The organism is Eudoraea chungangensis, from assembly GCF_029360665.1.
Classification (GTDB): Bacteria; Bacteroidota; Bacteroidia; order Flavobacteriales; family Flavobacteriaceae; genus Eudoraea; species Eudoraea chungangensis.
The window spans coordinates 146,779-162,962 of the sequence record NZ_JARDUB010000002.1 but is presented as its reverse complement, the minus strand read 5'-3'; the positions used below and the strand labels follow the sequence as shown (position 1 = coordinate 162,962).

The window sequence follows — 16,184 nt, the reverse complement described above, 5'->3', positions numbered from 1 at the left end:
TTTTTATCCCATTAAAGTCTAAATCTAAAATTACGATAAATTGAAGGTATACTGAAATATTGAGCAGTATAATTCTATCAGGAGAGATGAGTTGCAATTCCTATTAAAAAAAAAGCCTTCCATATTGGAAAGCCTTTCATTGGTATGTATCAATTAAATTGATACTACTAATACTACATCCTAATTAAGGATGTACAACACAACACCGCAAAGATAGAAAAGCTTTCGATAAAAGAATTAGAAATTTCTTCTTTTATAAATTTCTTTTAAATGGTCTTACTATAAGTCTTGCAGCCTTATCGTAGTTTATGTAATTATAAACCCAATTAAAGAAGACAATAACCCTATTCCGAAATCCTACAAGGGACATAAGATGAACAAACATCCATATAAACCAGGCAAAGAATCCGCCAAATTCCAAATTGGGCAGGTCAACAACAGCCTTATTTCTTCCAATTGTTGCCATATTTCCTTTGTTCTTGTATTGGAAGGGCGTCATTGGCTTATTATTTTCAAGTCGCTCTAAATTTTTTGCAAGTAATTCTCCTTGTTGAATAGCAGGTTGTGCCATTTGGGGATGGCCGCTTGGATAACTTTCAGTAGTCATTTGTGCAATATCTCCAAGTGCAAAAATATTGTTGTATCCCTCTACCTGGTTAAAGCGATTAACCTTGTACCTAGCTCCCCTATTATTAATTGTCTCTTCAGATAGTCCAGGAACAGGTGCTCCGGTAACACCTGCTGTCCATATAAAGTTTTTGGTCTTATAAAGCTCGGCATCTTTCGTTTTTAGGATGGTGCCATCATAAGTATCTACAATAGTATTCAGGTGAATTCTAACCCCAAAAGCTTCCAAAAACTTCTGCGCTTTGGAAGAAGCTTTTTTACTCATTGGGGGTAAAACTCGGTTTGATCCTTCAAAAAGGTGAATCTCCATCTCTTCTATATTTAAGTGGCGATAGTCCTTTGGAAAAACATGCTTTTTTAATTCGGCAAATGCCCCAGCCAATTCAACGCCGGTTGGACCTGCACCGATAATACTAAAATTCAAAAGGGCCCTTCTTTCGTCTATCTGAGAACAGTTGTCTGCTTTTTCAAAATTTTGCAAAACCAAACTTCTAATGTCTAAAGCCTGTGGCACCGTCTTCATTGGCAAGGCAAATTTTTCTATATTGGCATTTCCAAAGTAATTTGTCTTGGTACCCGTTGCAATTACCAAATAATCATATTCAATTTCTCCTATAGAGGTAGACAAGGTGTTATTCTCTGAGTCTATTTCCGTTACTTCAGCTAAACGAAAATAGAAATTACGAAGACGCTTAAGAATTTTGCGTATTGGATAGGCGATAGAATCTGGTTCTAAGCCCCCTGTGGAGACTTGGTATAAAAGTGGTTGAAAGGTATGATAATTATGTTTGTCTACTACCACTACTTGCAAGGGTAACTTCCTTAGTTTCTTGGCCAAAGAAATACCGGCAAATCCAGCGCCAATTATTACGATTCTCTTATTTTCGGGTTTCGGAAGACGCATAAATTCTTTTTTCAAAAATAAACAATACTATACCGTTCATCGATATTTTTTATCAGAAGAGAATTTTCCCACAAACTGTCTAATTACCATTCTACAAGACAAAAGGAAAGGTGAAGGCCATTAATCTGGCTTTTTTATCATTTGTCGTAATTGAAAAGGAATCTTACCTAGCTGCTTTAATTTTATTCTAAAGATTGTAACCCCAAACCTAAACAATCATGAAGAATAAAATAATACTTGCTGCATTATCGCTCTTAACCTATAGTTCATGTACTTTAGACAGTGTAAATGAACTAAGGGTAGAAAATGCCGAAACCGCTATATCGAAACCAGAAATAACTGGTTTTAGTCCAGCACTCAGTGCTAATGAGGCAGAAGTTCTAAACTGGCTCATTAATATTCAACAAGAGAATGGTTTATTAACCAGTACTGAGGACTCAAATATGGTTTCTCTTTATGATAATTCGTTAGCTGCTTTGGTTTTTCTTTCCATTGGTGAAATTGATAAAGCCGAAAAGATACTCGACTATTTTAATGGCAAAATTGACTCCGAATTTATTCCTAACGAAGGTGGGTTTTTTCAATTTAGGGATAAAACAGGAAATAATGGGAGCACTATATGGTTAGGAGATAATGCCTGGCTATTGATCGCTCTAAATAACCACCAGAAAGTTACAGGAGACACTAAATATGATCGATTAAGAAGTATACTTGAGAATTGGATTAGGAGTCTACAAGACATTGACGGAGGCCTTTGGGGCGGCTACAGAGAAAATGGTAGACAAATACATAAAATAACCGAAGGGATTATTACTGCTTTTAACGCAGTGCAGGGATATGATCAATTTCATAAAGATTTATTGGAGTACTTAGAGAGGGAACGCTGGGATACCAAAGAAGAACTACTTATTGCCTGGCCCGAAAATCCTGATCATTACTTTGCTCTAGACCTACATTCTCTTGGTTATTTGATCTTTGAAGGCCTCTCTGAAGATGTACTTTACAAAGCGGATCGGTATAAAAATACCCAAATTTCTGAACATAACGGTAATGAGATTTCGGGCTACTGTTTTGACGAAGATAAAGACGTAATTTGGTTAGAAGGAACAGCCCAAATTGCCCTAGCCTTTCAGAAAGCCAGCAATACAAAAGAGGCAAATTTTCTATTAGATGAAATTAAAAAATCCCAGATAGAAGGATTAGAAAAAAGTAGTAGTAAAGGAGTTCCTTATGCAACAAATCATGGTTCTAGCTATGGCACGTCGATGCTGTGGAGTCATGCGTCTAACAGACCTGCCCTTTCTTCTAGTATTTGGTATCTATTTAGTTCAATGAATTATAACCCATTAGAAATCGAACGCCAAAAGAACATCCCGGAGGAAGATAAATTCTGGGTGCAATAATCCAGAATTGTTATAAAAGCATTAACAACTTCTCTTTTTGCTTTTCTTTATCTTTAAATAAAAAATGCAAAATTCCGCTATGTTTTGGGTTGGGGCTACAACCTTTGTTTTATTTACGGTTACCTTAATGGCTGCTGTAAACGTGTCTTTTAATTGGGTGTTTTACATTACCGTTCTAGGACAGTTAATGATAATATATATGGTATATAAAGTCTTGACAGACTCTTACAAAACCTCCAAAACATTTGAAGATTTTTACGAAGATGCGCCATTTAGACAATAAAAAAATCTCCCATTTCTTAGTCCGGCAACACCAGTATAGGCACTTCGGAATGGAATGCCATTCGCTTAACAACAGGTTCTCTGACTAATTCTTCCAGATAGCCATGTCTGTAATAAATCATGGCCAGGAGGTTTATATTTGTTTCTTCTACAAATAACTTAATCACATCCGTTTTACTTGCAAAATATGGCATTTCGTGAAGGGAATGCGGAACAGCCTGTAAATATTCTAGTAAAATATCCTTGTTAGACTCCTGGTATTTACTCAACTGTTCTTGCTCATTAATATGAACTATATCAATAGAAGCATCTTTGTATTTTACCAAATTTATCAATGGTTCAATTACTTCAGCGCTGAAATTTCTTTTAAAATCCGTGGCAAAACCAATTTTCTTAGACTCAGTAAACTTATAATTCTCTGGAATTGCTAAGATTGGGCAATCCCGTATGCTCTTGATCATTCTTACCGTATTACTTCCTAAAAAGACTTCTTCAAAACCTGAAGCGCCCTTAGTCCCGGTCACAATAAGATCAATTTGTTCATTTTCGATAATATCCTTTAGTTCCTCTGTGAGCAGATTAAAGGAAGAGATAGAGGTAAAATGGTGGTTAGGATTGTTGTCTTTTCCATTAATCTGTTCCAGCACCCGGCTGAGTCCTTCTTGAGACCGACTTTGTACGTTATCTTCAACCATGCCACCACCATAGACAGCACTCGCCATAAATCTACTGTGAACAAAAGAAGGAGTATAAGTGTTCACCAAAAAGAAGTCGCATACCTCTTCCTTAAATAATTCAATGGCATAGTTGGCGGCATTTAAGGAGTTAAAGGAAAAATCTGTGGGTAATAAGATACGTTTCATACAAAAATAATAATACGATAACGTAAAAATATAGGTGTCTCTAGGGGGAAACAATGATAATTGTCAGGTTTTACAAGGACTCCCCTATATTTTGCATCTTCCTTAAGACAAAAAAACACTAAAAACCTTCTGCGAGGTCTCTTAATTTTTTCTCATCAATAATGCCCAGTCTTTTACCAGAGCTTTTGAGGAGTCCTTTTTTCTTAAACTCCGAGATTATTCTAATACAAGATTCGGTAGCGGTACCGACTACATTCGCGATATCCTCTCTAGAAAGGACTAGAAGCAAGTAACCTTCCTTATCTTCTCCAAAATTAGTTTTGAGATAAATAAAAGCCTCTGCTATTCTTTGTTTTACCGTTTTTTGGGAAATATTTACAATCACATCATCGGCCTCCCTTAAATCATTAGCCATATGCCTAAGAACTTCTAGCGTGAAATCTGGATTTTTATGAAGACTGTCAACAATTACTTCTTTTGGAATATAACACAATTGCATATCATTTACGGCAACAGCGCTTAAATTGGCGCTTTCCTCCGAAATTACAGAACGCTGTCCCATAACCTCTCCCTTGCTTGCTAGTTTAACAATTTGATCTTTTCCATTGGAGCTTAGCTTTGAAAGTTTAGAAACACCATCCCTTACACAGAAAACGCCGTTGAGCTTATCGCCTTCTTCAAATATCGCTTCCCCTTTCTTTACCTTTTTAACCACTTTAGAATCCGAAACTTTCTTTAATTCTTCTTTACTCATGGCACGCAAAGAATTAAATTGTCTAATTATACAATTCTCACATCTACTTTCTGACCCCATCTTTTATGGCTTTAATTAGGATTAAAATTATTGAAAAGCTGACAAATATCATATATATTTTCTTTAAATTACTACAATTTCGCAGTTAGGTATAAGCAAGTGCTCATGGAATTTACAAAATGTTACCATTGCGGTGATCCTTGCCGTGGGTATTCTACATTTTATGATAATAAAAATTTCTGTTGTTCGGGTTGTAAGGCGGTGTACGAAATGTTCCAGTCTAACGACCTCAGCTATTATTACGATTTAGAAGAGAATGCAGGCACTTCACCTACCATTACAAAAGGAAAATATGACTTCCTGGATAATCCCGAAATTCTTGCTTCCCTTTTAGAATTTGAAGATGGTGGTTTACAGGTCATTTCATTTTATATTCCATCAATCCATTGTAGTTCCTGTATATGGGTTTTAGAGAATCTGAAAAAGTTAATGGCAGGGGTTGTAGAGTCCCAAGTAGATTTTCCAAAAAAAACTATACGTGTTTCCATAAACACCGAGATAACTTCCGTTAAAAAGTTAGTCTATTTACTAACAAAAATAGGCTATGAGCCATATATCTCTTTAGAAGATCTAGATGCAAAAGAATCAAAAACAGATCGCACAATATTGTATAAGCTGGGTATTGCGGGTTTTGCCTTTGGCAATATTATGTTTTTATCATTCCCAGAGTATTTTGAGGTCAATGAATACTGGTTAGAACAATACAAAGTTCTTTTTCGCTGGCTAATGTTCAGCTTTTCTATTCCCGTTGTGTTTTATGCCGGAAATGAATATTTATCCTCGGCGTATAAGGGGCTGAGATCTGGAATCTTGAATATTGATGTACCCATCGCATTGGGAATACTAGTGATATTTTTACGCAGTACCTACGACATTGCCACAGATCAGGGATCCGGTTTTTTTGATAGCCTTGCCGGATTAGTGTTTTTTCTTTTAATAGGCAGGTACTTTCAGCAAAAGACCTATTCTTTTTTGTCTTTTGAACGAGATTATAAGTCCTATTTTCCAATTGCCGTTACCAGATTGGATTCTAAAGGAAGGGAAGAAAATGTACAAGTCTATGACATTAAAGCCGGGGATTATTTACTCATTAGAAACGAGGAATTAATCCCGGTAGATGGGGTTTTACAGAAAGGAGACGGCCTTATAGACTATAGTTTCGTCACCGGGGAGTCGCAACCGATTGTAAAGAAAGCTGGGGAAAAGCTATATGCCGGAGGGCGTCAATGCCACGGGGCTTTAGAAGTTGAAGCTTTAAAAAGTGTTTCGCAAAGTTACCTCACCCAATTGTGGAGTAATGCCATTTTTAAGAAAAATAAAAAGCTACAATTTCAGACCCTGACAGATAGTATCGGGAAGCGATTTACCATTGCTGTATTAACTATCGCAGTGCTAGCTACCTCTTATTGGCTCTTTATAGACAGTTCTAGAGCCCTAAATGTCTTTACTGCTGTTCTCATTATTGCATGCCCCTGTGCTATAGCACTGGCTGCTCCTTTCACCTTGGGCAACATGCTCCGGATTTTTGGGAAAAAGAAATTCTTCCTTAAAGACAGCTCGGTCATTGAACAATTAGCACAGGTTAATACAGCTATTTTCGACAAGACCGGAACCATTACCAGTACAGGAATTGATAGTATATCCTATAATGGCCTTCAACTAAATAAGGAGGAAGAATCACTTATAAAAAATACTTTACGGGCTACCAATCATCCTCTAGGCCGCTCTCTATACGTGCTGTTAAAAGGACAAAATATTTATACCTTAGATGAGTATGAAGAACATGTTGGTAAAGGGGTTAAAGGAGAGAAAGATGGAAGAGTTGTTAAAATTGGGTCTGCGGATTTTGTGGGTTTTAAAGAAGAAAAGAATTTAATAAACACCACTGTTCACATAAGTGCAAATAATGATTACAAAGGTTGTTTTGTTTTTTCCAATACGTATAGAGATGGCTTGTCTGATCTTTTTAGAGCATTGCAAAAGTCTTTAGACATTGCCATTTTATCGGGGGACAATGCCTCTGAAAAATCCAGACTTCAGAAGTTATTGCCCAAGTTAATTCCATTGTATTTTAATCAAAAACCTGCCGATAAACTCAATTTTATAAAAGAGCTTCAGGAAAATGGTAAAAACGTACTAATGGTCGGGGATGGATTAAATGATGCAGGTGCTTTGGCACAGAGCAATGTTGGTATTGCGATTTCAGAAAATACCAATGTGTTTTCGCCTGCCTGTGATGGTATTTTGGATGCCTCCAGACTAAAGGACCTCCACGGATTTATATCGGCAAGTAGAAAGGCTATTCAAATAATTAAAATGTGTTTCGTTTTTTCCCTACTATATAATGTTGTTGGACTTTATTTTGCCGTAACTGGCCAATTAGAGCCCGTAATTGCGGCTATTTTAATGCCATTAAGCTCCATTAGTATTGTATCTTTTGCTACCTTAGCTAGCAATCGCATCGGAAAAAGAATAAATCCAAAAAACTGACATATGTCATTTTATAAAGTAGTTGTTCAATGTAGTTTTACGCCAGATTTTCCCTAGGTATGAGTGTTATTTATTTATTGCTTGCCATAAGTATTTTTGTTGCCTTAGTATTCTTGGCGGCCTTTATATTTTCTGTTAATAATGGACAGTATGACGACTCTTATACTCCTTCTATACGGATGTTATTTGAAGACGAAATCGTTAAAAAGACTGCCCCTTTACCACCAAAAAATAATAAATCAATCCAACTAAATAAAAGCGAAAAATTCTAATTATGGAAATACAACAATTCTATTACGACAATAAAATCGTAAAAAAATTCCTCTATGCCACTCTATTTTGGGGTATTATTGGGATGCTAGTAGGTTTATTACTTGCTTTCATGTTTCTATTCCCAACCATCACAGATGGCATCTCTTGGTTGAGTTTTGGGCGCCTAAGACCTTTGCATACTAATGCGGTTATTTTTGCTTTTGTGGGCAATGCTATTTATGCAGGAATTTATTACTCTACCCAAAGATTGCTTAAAGCCAGGATGTTTAGCGATTTTCTCAGCAATTTTAATTTCTGGGGATGGCAGGCCATTATTGTGGCTGCCGCCATAACGCTTCCTCTTGGTTATACTACCTCAAAGGAATATGCAGAATTAGAGTGGCCAATTGATATTGCAATTGCCTTAGTATGGGTTGCCTTTGGAGTAAACCTCATCGGCACCATGATCAAAAGAAGACAGCGACATCTCTACGTGGCAATTTGGTTTTACCTGGCCACTTTTGTTACCGTTGCGGTACTACATATTTTTAACAGCTTAGAATTGCCCGTAAGTGCATTAAAGAGCTACTCTGTATATGCCGGTGTCCAGGACGCCTTAGTGCAATGGTGGTATGGACACAATGCCGTGGCTTTTTTCCTTACCACACCATTTTTAGGATTGATGTACTATTTTGTTCCGAAAGCAGCCAATAGACCAGTCTATTCTTACCGACTTTCTATTGTCCATTTTTGGTCATTGATTTTTATATATATCTGGGCAGGACCCCACCACCTTCTTTACTCTTCATTACCAGACTGGGCACAAAATTTAGGAGTTGCTTTCTCGGTGATGTTAATTGCTCCTTCATGGGGTGGGATGATTAATGGGCTTCTTACCTTACGTGGTGCATGGGATAAGGTTCGCACAGATCCTACTCTTAAATTTATGGTTGTCGCGATTACAGGATACGGTATGGCCACATTTGAAGGCCCCATGCTTTCCTTAAAAAACGTAAATGCTATAGCTCATTTTAGCGATTGGATTATTGCCCATGTACACGTTGGGGCACTAGCCTGGAACGGTTTCTTAACTTTTGGAATGGTCTATTGGCTTGTTCCTAAAATGTTTAAGACCAGATTGTTTTCCGTTCCAATGGCTAATTTTCATTTTTGGATTGGCACACTTGGAATTATTTTGTATGCCCTACCTATGTACGTAGCTGGGTTCACTCAGGCTCTAATGTGGAAAGAGTTTAATCCAGACGGTTCTCTGGTTTACGGTAACTTCCTTGAAACCGTAAATGAAATTATTCCAATGTATTGGATGAGGGCCATTGGTGGCAGCCTGTACATTGTTGGTTTTATTGTAATGCTTTATAATATAGTGGTGACTGTTAGATCGGGAAGCAAGGTGGAAGATGAATTAGCAGAAGCTCCTGCGTTAACCCGTGTATCTAAAAAGAGAACAGCAGGAGAAACCTACCACACTTGGTTAGAAAGAAAACCAATTCAATTAACCATTTTTGCTACTATAGCAATTCTTATAGGCGGTGTTGTGCAAATAGTTCCTACTATTTTGGTAAAATCAAACATTCCTACGATTACTAGCGTAAAACCCTATACCCCTCTAGAGCTCGAAGGGCGAGATTTATATATTCGTGAAGGTTGTGTGGGATGTCATTCTCAAATGATTCGTCCGTTTAGAAGTGAAGTGGAGCGTTATGGTGAATACGCCAAAGCAGGAGAATTTGTTTATGACCATCCTTTCCTTTGGGGGAGTAAGCGAACAGGACCTGATTTGTTAAGAGTAGGTGGAAAATATTCCGATAGTTGGCATTTTAATCATATGTACGATCCGCAAAGCACCTCTTCCGGTTCCATAATGCCGGCCTATCAATGGTTAATAACCGATGAACACGACAGAAGTGGAGTTCAGAGTAAAATGGAAGCCATGGTAAGCCTTGGGGTGCCCTATACAGAAGAGGATATAAGCAATGCTATGGAATCAATGGCAAAACAGGCTCTTCAAATAGAAGAAAACCTTTATGCCGCTCCGGATTTTGTAAAATCCTACGAAGCGGATAAGCAGTATGCAAAGGAAAATGGTCTTGATTTTGTGGAAATGAGAGACAGAGAAATTGTTTCTCTTATCGCCTACCTGCAAAGACTGGGTACCGATATTAAAATAAAAGATAATTCCGAATTACTATCTGAAAATAAGTAAGTTATGCTAAAATTTATCAAAAATCACATGGAAAGTATGGAAGGTATAGCTACCTATCCGATGATTTCATTACTTATATTCTTTGTATTCTTTACTATTCTTTTTTGGTGGGTTTTTACCGCTTCCAAAGAACATATCAAAGAAGTAAGTGAAATACCTTTAGAAGATAATCAACCAAAACAATCAAACACATGAAAAATATGTCACCCTGGTGGATTCGAATCCCTGTTATATTCTTTGTCATCTTTGGCTTGATGGAGTTTTTTATCGATTCTGGTGAAAAACCAGCCTTTATCGAATACCCAATTACCCAGTTTTTCCTTTTACTTGTTTTATTAATTCTGATTGCGATAGAACTTGTATTAAAGTCTATTGAAAACGTTATGTTTCAGACTCTTTCAGAGGAAGCAAAAGAGAAATATTTAAAGTCTAAATCTCAATCTAGAGAATGGGCATGGGGCAAAAAAATGTATTCCAAACTATTAGGATCTAAGCCAATAGAAGCGGAAGGTGAAATTATATTAGACCATAACTATGATGGAATCAAGGAGTTAGATAATGATTTACCTCCATGGTGGGTTTATCTCTTCTATGCCACCATTCTTTTTGGTGTAATATATCTGGTTAGGTTTCACATTTTCAATGACTACGATCAGGATTTAGAATACGATCAGGAAGTTGCTGAGGCACAAATTGCCATAGAAGCGTATAAAAAAACAGCAAAGAACCTTGTAGACGTAAATACTGTAGAATTACTTACGGAGGCTTCGGACCTAAATGCCGGCAAGTCTATCTTCGAAACCAGTTGTGTTGCCTGTCATATGGCCGACGGAGGTGGAGGTATTGGACCTAATCTAACGGACGAATATTGGATTTTGGGTGGAGGCATTAAAAATGTATTCAACACCATTGCAGAAGGAGGAAGAGCTGGCAAGGGTATGGTAGCCTGGAAACAGACCTTAAAACCCTTAGAAATGGCACAAGTAGCTAGTTACGTTCTCAGTTTTCAAGGCACAACCGCTGCGAATCCCAAGGTGGCTGAAGGGGATATATGGGTAGAGGAAGAAACTACAGATTAGTTTATACAATTCCAAATAAAAGCTGTTGAGACCTATTGGCTCACAGGTTTTTGATAAAACTATACGTTTCTATCATGGAAACACTGAAAAGTATTGTCATAAATGGAAGAAAATTTTAGAGATAGTATAGCTACTATCAATGAAGAAGGAAAAAGGGCTTGGGTGTTTCCCAAAAAACCTAGTGGAAAACTCTATCAATATAGAAAATGGGTAAGTTATATTCTACTCATCTTTCTATTCTCCTCCCCTTTTATTAAAGTCAATGGAAACCAGTTTTTAATGTTTAATGTCTTGGAAAGGCGTTTTAATATTTTTGGGTTTCCTTTTTGGCCACAAGACTTTCACTTGTTTGTTGTTTCTATGATAATAGGAGTGATATTTATTGCCTTGTTTACCGTAGCCTTTGGAAGAATTTTTTGTGGATGGATGTGTCCACAGACCATTTTTATGGAAATGGTTTTTAGAAGAATCGAATACTGGATAGATGGAGATAGAGGAGCACAAATTAGATTGGATAAGCAGGCATGGAATGCCGAAAAGATTAGAAAGCGCCTCTTAAAATGGTTTATTTTCTTTATAATTTCCTTTTTAATAGCCAATGTCTTCCTGGCCTATTTAATAGGTAGTGACAGACTGATTCAATATGTAACCGATGGGCCATTGCTCCATTTAAGCACCCTGATATCCCTCTTAATATTCACCTCTGTATTTTACTTTGTTTTTGCTTGGTTTAGAGAACAGGTATGCATAATAGCCTGCCCCTATGGAAGGATGCAAGGTGTTCTTCTTGACAATAAATCAATTGTGGTGGCCTATGATCATAAGAGAGGGGAAGGGGAAAAAGGACGAAAGAAATTTAGAAAAAATGAAGATCGTAGCGCTCTAGGCCATGGCGATTGTATAGACTGCTTTCAATGTGTTAATGTATGTCCTACGGGAATAGATATAAGAAACGGGACCCAATTAGAATGTGTAAATTGCACCGCCTGTATAGACGAATGTGATTCCATTATGGAAAAAGTGAATCTTCCGAAAGGCTTAATTCGATATGCCAGTGAAGATAATATTGAAAAGAAAGCCAGGTTTACTTTTACACCACGCTTAAAGGGTTATGCCGCAGTTTTAGGAATACTTACTTTTATTCTTATCGGAATGTTGTTTCTTAGGAACGACTTGGAGGCCAACATACTACGCTTGCCCGGCCAGTTATACGAGCACAAAGAAGGAAACATCATTAGCAATGTATACACCTATAAATTAGTGAATAAAACATCCAAGGACATAAAAGACGTACGTTTTAAATTAATGTCGCATAAAGGCGATATAAAGTTAGTATCCTATACTTCCTTTACAGTTCCCTCACAGCAACTTGCGGAAGGAACTCTATTTATTGAGATTAATAATTCGGCCTTGACTGGTGATAAAGACAAATTAAAAATTGGAGTTTACAGCGGTGATAAATTAATAGAAACCACAACCGCGAGGTTCTTGGCTCCAAGAAGCTTTAATTAAAGCTTCCATAAAAATTAAACTATGAAATTAAACTGGGGAACGAGCATTGTATTAGCCTTTATAGCATTTATTTCCTTCATCCTCTACTTTGTTGTTATAGCAAGTTCTGATGATAGAGCTAATCATGATCTTGTAACAGAGGAATATTACAAGGAAGAATTAGCCTATCAAAAGGAAATAGATGCCATGCAGAATGCCCAACCGCTGGCGGAGAGTTTTAAATATATCCCGGAAGAAACTGGTTTAATAATTGAATTTCCTGAAGCCTTAGACTGTAAATCAATAGATGGAAAAGTGTTCCTATATAGGCCATCCAATAAACACCTGGATTTCAACCTGCCAATAGGTAAATCCGACACACATTTGCTCATACCTGACAAACGTTTATTGGATGGTCGTTGGGACATAAAAATATTCTGGACTTGTCTGGATAAAGAATATCTAGTTAAGAAAAGTATCAATTATTAGTAAAATAGATGGCATTATCAGCTCTTATCTTAGGCCTCATGGGAAGTTTGCATTGTATTGGTATGTGTGGTCCAATTGCTTTTATGCTACCCGTAAACAGAAAGAGCAACTATAAAAAAGCATTACAAGTTTCTATTTATCATTTTGGCAGACTTTTGGCCTATGGAACAATTGGAATGGTTTTCGGTTTCATCGGGAAAGGTTTATACATTTTTGGTATCCAACAGAAACTATCTATACTCATAGGGATCATCATGATTGCCTTGGTCCTAATTCCCTTTGTAAAATTATCCAGTTTATCCATATCTAAACCCATTTATAGGATTATCTCAACACTCAAGGATAAACTAGGTTTTGCGCTTAAAAGGAAGTCGAACGATGCATTTTTAACCATTGGTTTTTTTAATGGATTTTTACCCTGTGGACTGGTTTATATGGCATTACTAGGAGCCATGGCTATGGCCAATCCAATTCAGGGTTCCTTCTATATGGTTTTGTTTGGGCTTGGTACAGTACCTCTGATGACAATGGCTGTTTACTTTAGCAGCGCCATTAAACAAACCACCATGCGCAAGGTTAAAAAGTTAATCCCAGTATTTATTGTAATAATAGGCATTCTTTTTATTCTAAGAGGTTTAGGGCTGGGAATACCTTATGTATCGCCCCAAGCCGCTAAAGAAGTGGTCTCTACCGAGCTAGAATGCCATTAATATCATATAAAGGGTAGTTTATTAATTTTTTATCCAATAATTATGAAAATGGTAACCGCAGCGGAAGCTGCTGCCTCCGTTAAATCGGGCGATCGTATCTTTTTACAGGGAGCTGCAATGACTCCTAACACCTTGATAAATACAATTTGTGATAGGTATCAAGAATTGGAAAACGTAGAAATAATTTCAATCCACACAGAAGGGGAAGTAAAATATGCCTTACCACCATATAAGGACTCTTTTAAAATTAATAGCTGCTTTGTAGGCGGAAATGTTAGAAAAGCAGTGAATACAAATCAAGGAGATTACATTCCTATCTTCCTTAGCGAGATACACTACCTCTTTAGACGTAATATTTTGCCGCTAGATGTTGCTGTTATTCAGGTTTCTCCCCCAGATGTTCATGGCTATTGCTCCTTAGGGGTTTCTGTTGACATTGCTCTCCCTGCAGTGGAAACGGCTAAAAAAGTTATCGCACAGGTTAATCCTCAAGTACCTCGAACTCATGGGGATGGAATTATACACAAAAGTAAAATAGATCTCGCGGTAGAGCTCGATGAACCTATACACGCGGCACCCATTTCTGCTATTTCAGATATAGAATTCCAAATAGGAAAACACGTGGCAGGTCTTATAGAAGACGGAGCCACATTACAACTCGGGATTGGCAGCATACCCAATGCCGTACTAAACAAGCTCGGAGGACATAAGCGTCTGGGGGTACATACGGAAATGTTTTCCGATGGACTACTCCCATTAGTAGAGACAGGAGTAATTACCGGAGAAGAAAAAGAAATTAAAACCGGTAAGATTGTTACATGTTTTGCCGCCGGAACAAAAAAACTGTATGACTTTATTGATGACAATCCTTTGGTACATTTTAAAGAAGCTGCATATACCAATGATACCGGATTAATAGCTAGGAATCCCAAAGTAACGGCAATTAACAGTGCTATTGAGATAGATTTAACTGGGCAAATTTGTGCCGACAGCATAGGGATGCGTCATTTTTCTGGAGTAGGAGGACAAATGGATTTTATAAGAGGAGCAGCAATATCTAAAGGAGGAAAACCAATATTCGCCCTCTCTTCTGCAACTGCCAAAGGAATTTCTAAAATAACCCCCACCCTAAAAGAAGGAGCAGGTGTTACCAGTACAAGAGCTCATGTTCACTATGTTGTTACCGAATATGGTGTTGTGAATCTTTTTGGAAAGAATTTATACGAAAGGGCTAAAGCACTGATCTCTATAGCTCATCCCGATCACAGAGAGAATTTAGATAAGGCGGCCTATAATCGTTTTGGCAGGGCGTAATAGTAATTCGGAAATAAGGGAAAACACTCAAAAAGTAATAATAGAAACACTAAATTAGACTATTAATGGTAGTGAGCAGATTTGATACTTAATCGATTAAGCTTGGCAGAACATAGAAGCCATTTATCTAGGGGAGACCTTCCAATTTAGGAACATCATTCATGGGTAAAAATTCTGACTAATACCAAATTCTTGATTAAAATATAGACCAATTCCATTTGGCGAAAAACAGGAAGTCGGAGCTTATATCAATATGGTCAGACACTATAAAAACATTGGAATTAATTATGCATAAAAGGGAGCTCAGTAATAGAAAAGATATTAAGACCTTAGTAATCTCCTTCTACGAGAAAGTAAAGGTGGATCCAGACTTAGGTCCTTTTTTTAATAGTACCATAAAGAATTGGGACGAGCATTATGACATACTTACTGACTTTTGGGAACAACAACTCTTGGGCGCTAAAAGCTATCTCAGGAATCCTATTGTAGCCCATCAAGAAGTAGATAAAAAATCCAATTATAAAATAACAAATGCTCATTTTGGAATGTGGTTAAATTTATGGTTTGCAACGCTAGATGAATTGTTTGAAGGTGATGTAGTTTGGATAGCCAAAAACAGAGCCCAAAAAATGTCTACCATGCTCTTTCTTAAACTTTTTGAAGCCAGAAAGACCTAGGTCTATTAAAACCATGTCTACTAAAACCTTCCAACATATTACCGACATAAAAGCAACTGCTTTTTTTTCTTCAGACAAAGTCTTTAGATATAACCTGATAATTGAACGGATTTCTCCTAGCAATGGCCAGAACCTATGTGTGATAATGCAAAATCCTAGTGTTGCGGATAGTACTGTAGCAGACAAATCTGTTCATTTTTTAGAAAAACTTGTATTTGTAAACAAGGACTTCCCTTTTGAAAATGTCTCAAAAATGGCCATAGTAAATCAGTTTGCCATGGTACAAACCAAAAATTTTAAGGGGGATAGAAAAGCCGTTGGAGCAAAAAATGATAAAATAATAAAGGAACAAATTCTGCTGGCAGACATAGTCTTAATTGCCTGGGGCAAAATCAATCCTTATAAAGAAAGGCAATTAGATATATTGGACGTCTTAAAGACTTTGGAAAAAGAGAATATATACATAACCAAAAAGCACCCTTCTCGTGGCAGTTATAAAAACTTTATCGACAAATATTCCTTTCCGCAGACAACACTCCCGTGATTAATTAAGTTGTTGCAATAG

The 16,184-nt window shown here is 37.1% G+C and carries 16 protein-coding genes; 13 read left to right on the top strand and 3 right to left on the bottom strand.

Annotated features, from left to right (window positions below):
* Window positions 1-253: 253 nt before the first annotated feature.
* Complete coding sequence (locus PXG98_RS05330; protein WP_276389390.1) at window positions 254-1,531, bottom strand: NAD(P)/FAD-dependent oxidoreductase; 1,278 nt, start codon at window positions 1,529-1,531, stop codon at window positions 254-256.
* Between the two features lie 218 nt (window positions 1,532-1,749).
* On the opposite strand from PXG98_RS05330, the gene PXG98_RS05325 reads away from it, so the two are divergent.
* Window positions 1,750-2,934 carry a hypothetical protein gene (locus tag PXG98_RS05325; RefSeq protein WP_276389389.1) on the top strand — a complete coding sequence of 395 codons (1,185 nt, stop codon included), beginning with the start codon at window positions 1,750-1,752 and terminating at the stop codon, window positions 2,932-2,934.
* A gap of 64 nt (window positions 2,935-2,998) precedes the next feature.
* Window positions 2,999-3,217 (top strand): hypothetical protein, encoded by a 219-nt coding sequence (locus tag PXG98_RS05320; RefSeq protein WP_276389388.1) that lies wholly within the window; start codon window positions 2,999-3,001, stop codon window positions 3,215-3,217.
* Between the two features lie 16 nt (window positions 3,218-3,233).
* Here the strand turns inward: PXG98_RS05320 and PXG98_RS05315 are convergent, their stop codons facing one another.
* Complete coding sequence (locus PXG98_RS05315; RefSeq protein ID WP_276389387.1) at window positions 3,234-4,079, bottom strand: universal stress protein; 846 nt, start codon at window positions 4,077-4,079, stop codon at window positions 3,234-3,236.
* A gap of 118 nt (window positions 4,080-4,197) precedes the next feature.
* On the bottom strand, window positions 4,198-4,893 hold the full coding sequence (locus PXG98_RS05310) for a Crp/Fnr family transcriptional regulator (RefSeq protein ID WP_276389386.1): 696 nt from the start codon (window positions 4,891-4,893) through the stop codon (window positions 4,198-4,200).
* A 105-nt stretch (window positions 4,894-4,998) separates the two neighbouring features.
* Between PXG98_RS05310 and PXG98_RS05305 the strand changes: the two genes are divergently transcribed.
* The 11 genes from PXG98_RS05305 to PXG98_RS05255 all read left to right on the top strand — a co-directional run bounded on the left by PXG98_RS05305 (window position 4,999) and on the right by PXG98_RS05255 (window position 16,163).
* On the top strand, window positions 4,999-7,383 hold the full coding sequence (locus PXG98_RS05305) for a heavy metal translocating P-type ATPase (protein WP_276389384.1): 2,385 nt from the start codon (window positions 4,999-5,001) through the stop codon (window positions 7,381-7,383).
* Between the two features lie 59 nt (window positions 7,384-7,442).
* Complete coding sequence (gene ccoS / locus PXG98_RS05300) at window positions 7,443-7,655, top strand: cbb3-type cytochrome oxidase assembly protein CcoS (protein ID WP_276389382.1); 213 nt, start codon at window positions 7,443-7,445, stop codon at window positions 7,653-7,655.
* A gap of 2 nt (window positions 7,656-7,657) precedes the next feature.
* Window positions 7,658-9,859, top strand: coding sequence for a cytochrome-c oxidase, cbb3-type subunit I (gene ccoN / locus PXG98_RS05295; protein WP_276389380.1), 2,202 nt, complete (start codon window positions 7,658-7,660; stop codon window positions 9,857-9,859).
* Window positions 9,860-9,862: 3 nt separating this feature from the next.
* Window positions 9,863-10,054: a CcoQ/FixQ family Cbb3-type cytochrome c oxidase assembly chaperone gene (locus PXG98_RS05290; RefSeq protein ID WP_276389379.1), complete on the top strand. Its 192-nt coding sequence runs from the start codon at window positions 9,863-9,865 to the stop codon at window positions 10,052-10,054.
* Window positions 10,051-10,938 (top strand): cbb3-type cytochrome c oxidase N-terminal domain-containing protein, encoded by an 888-nt coding sequence (locus PXG98_RS05285; protein WP_276389378.1) that lies wholly within the window; start codon window positions 10,051-10,053, stop codon window positions 10,936-10,938. Before PXG98_RS05290 ends, PXG98_RS05285 begins: the two co-directional genes overlap by 4 nt.
* A 102-nt stretch (window positions 10,939-11,040) precedes the next feature.
* Window positions 11,041-12,450, top strand: a complete 1,410-nt coding sequence (ccoG, locus tag PXG98_RS05280; RefSeq protein ID WP_276389377.1) for a cytochrome c oxidase accessory protein CcoG — start codon at window positions 11,041-11,043, stop codon at window positions 12,448-12,450.
* 21 nt (window positions 12,451-12,471) lie between these two features.
* Window positions 12,472-12,918 carry a FixH family protein gene (locus PXG98_RS05275; RefSeq protein WP_276389376.1) on the top strand — a complete coding sequence of 149 codons (447 nt, stop codon included), beginning with the start codon at window positions 12,472-12,474 and terminating at the stop codon, window positions 12,916-12,918.
* An 8-nt stretch (window positions 12,919-12,926) separates the two neighbouring features.
* Entirely contained in the window at window positions 12,927-13,628 is a 702-nt protein-coding gene (locus PXG98_RS05270) for a sulfite exporter TauE/SafE family protein (RefSeq protein WP_276389375.1), read from the top strand.
* 42 nt (window positions 13,629-13,670) lie between these two features.
* Window positions 13,671-14,942: an acetyl-CoA hydrolase/transferase family protein gene (locus tag PXG98_RS05265; RefSeq protein ID WP_276389374.1), complete on the top strand. Its 1,272-nt coding sequence runs from the start codon at window positions 13,671-13,673 to the stop codon at window positions 14,940-14,942.
* 287 nt (window positions 14,943-15,229) lie between these two features.
* Complete coding sequence (locus tag PXG98_RS05260) at window positions 15,230-15,619, top strand: group III truncated hemoglobin (protein WP_276389373.1); 390 nt, start codon at window positions 15,230-15,232, stop codon at window positions 15,617-15,619.
* Between the two features lie 13 nt (window positions 15,620-15,632).
* Window positions 15,633-16,163: a DUF1643 domain-containing protein gene (locus PXG98_RS05255; RefSeq protein ID WP_276389372.1), complete on the top strand. Its 531-nt coding sequence runs from the start codon at window positions 15,633-15,635 to the stop codon at window positions 16,161-16,163.
* Window positions 16,164-16,184 lie beyond the last annotated feature (21 nt).

Bases quoted from the DNA above. Each gene is read 5' to 3' on its own strand.
- PXG98_RS05330 (WP_276389390.1), bottom strand. From the start codon at position 1,531: ATGCGTCTTCCGAAACCCGAAAATAAGAGAATCGTAATAATTGGCGCT.
- PXG98_RS05325 (WP_276389389.1), top strand. From the start codon at position 1,750: ATGAAGAATAAAATAATACTTGCTGCATTATCGCTCTTAACCTATAGT.
- PXG98_RS05320 (WP_276389388.1), top strand. From the start codon at position 2,999: ATGCAAAATTCCGCTATGTTTTGGGTTGGGGCTACAACCTTTGTTTTA.
- PXG98_RS05315 (WP_276389387.1), bottom strand. From the start codon at position 4,079: ATGAAACGTATCTTATTACCCACAGATTTTTCCTTTAACTCCTTAAAT.
- PXG98_RS05310 (WP_276389386.1), bottom strand. From the start codon at position 4,893: ATGGGGTCAGAAAGTAGATGTGAGAATTGTATAATTAGACAATTTAAT.
- PXG98_RS05305 (WP_276389384.1), top strand. From the start codon at position 4,999: ATGGAATTTACAAAATGTTACCATTGCGGTGATCCTTGCCGTGGGTAT.
- ccoS (WP_276389382.1), top strand. From the start codon at position 7,443: ATGAGTGTTATTTATTTATTGCTTGCCATAAGTATTTTTGTTGCCTTA.
- ccoN (WP_276389380.1), top strand. From the start codon at position 7,658: ATGGAAATACAACAATTCTATTACGACAATAAAATCGTAAAAAAATTC.
- PXG98_RS05290 (WP_276389379.1), top strand. From the start codon at position 9,863: ATGCTAAAATTTATCAAAAATCACATGGAAAGTATGGAAGGTATAGCT.
- PXG98_RS05285 (WP_276389378.1), top strand. From the start codon at position 10,051: ATGAAAAATATGTCACCCTGGTGGATTCGAATCCCTGTTATATTCTTT.
- ccoG (WP_276389377.1), top strand. From the start codon at position 11,041: ATGGAAGAAAATTTTAGAGATAGTATAGCTACTATCAATGAAGAAGGA.
- PXG98_RS05275 (WP_276389376.1), top strand. From the start codon at position 12,472: ATGAAATTAAACTGGGGAACGAGCATTGTATTAGCCTTTATAGCATTT.
- PXG98_RS05270 (WP_276389375.1), top strand. From the start codon at position 12,927: ATGGCATTATCAGCTCTTATCTTAGGCCTCATGGGAAGTTTGCATTGT.
- PXG98_RS05265 (WP_276389374.1), top strand. From the start codon at position 13,671: ATGAAAATGGTAACCGCAGCGGAAGCTGCTGCCTCCGTTAAATCGGGC.
- PXG98_RS05260 (WP_276389373.1), top strand. From the start codon at position 15,230: ATGCATAAAAGGGAGCTCAGTAATAGAAAAGATATTAAGACCTTAGTA.
- PXG98_RS05255 (WP_276389372.1), top strand. From the start codon at position 15,633: ATGTCTACTAAAACCTTCCAACATATTACCGACATAAAAGCAACTGCT.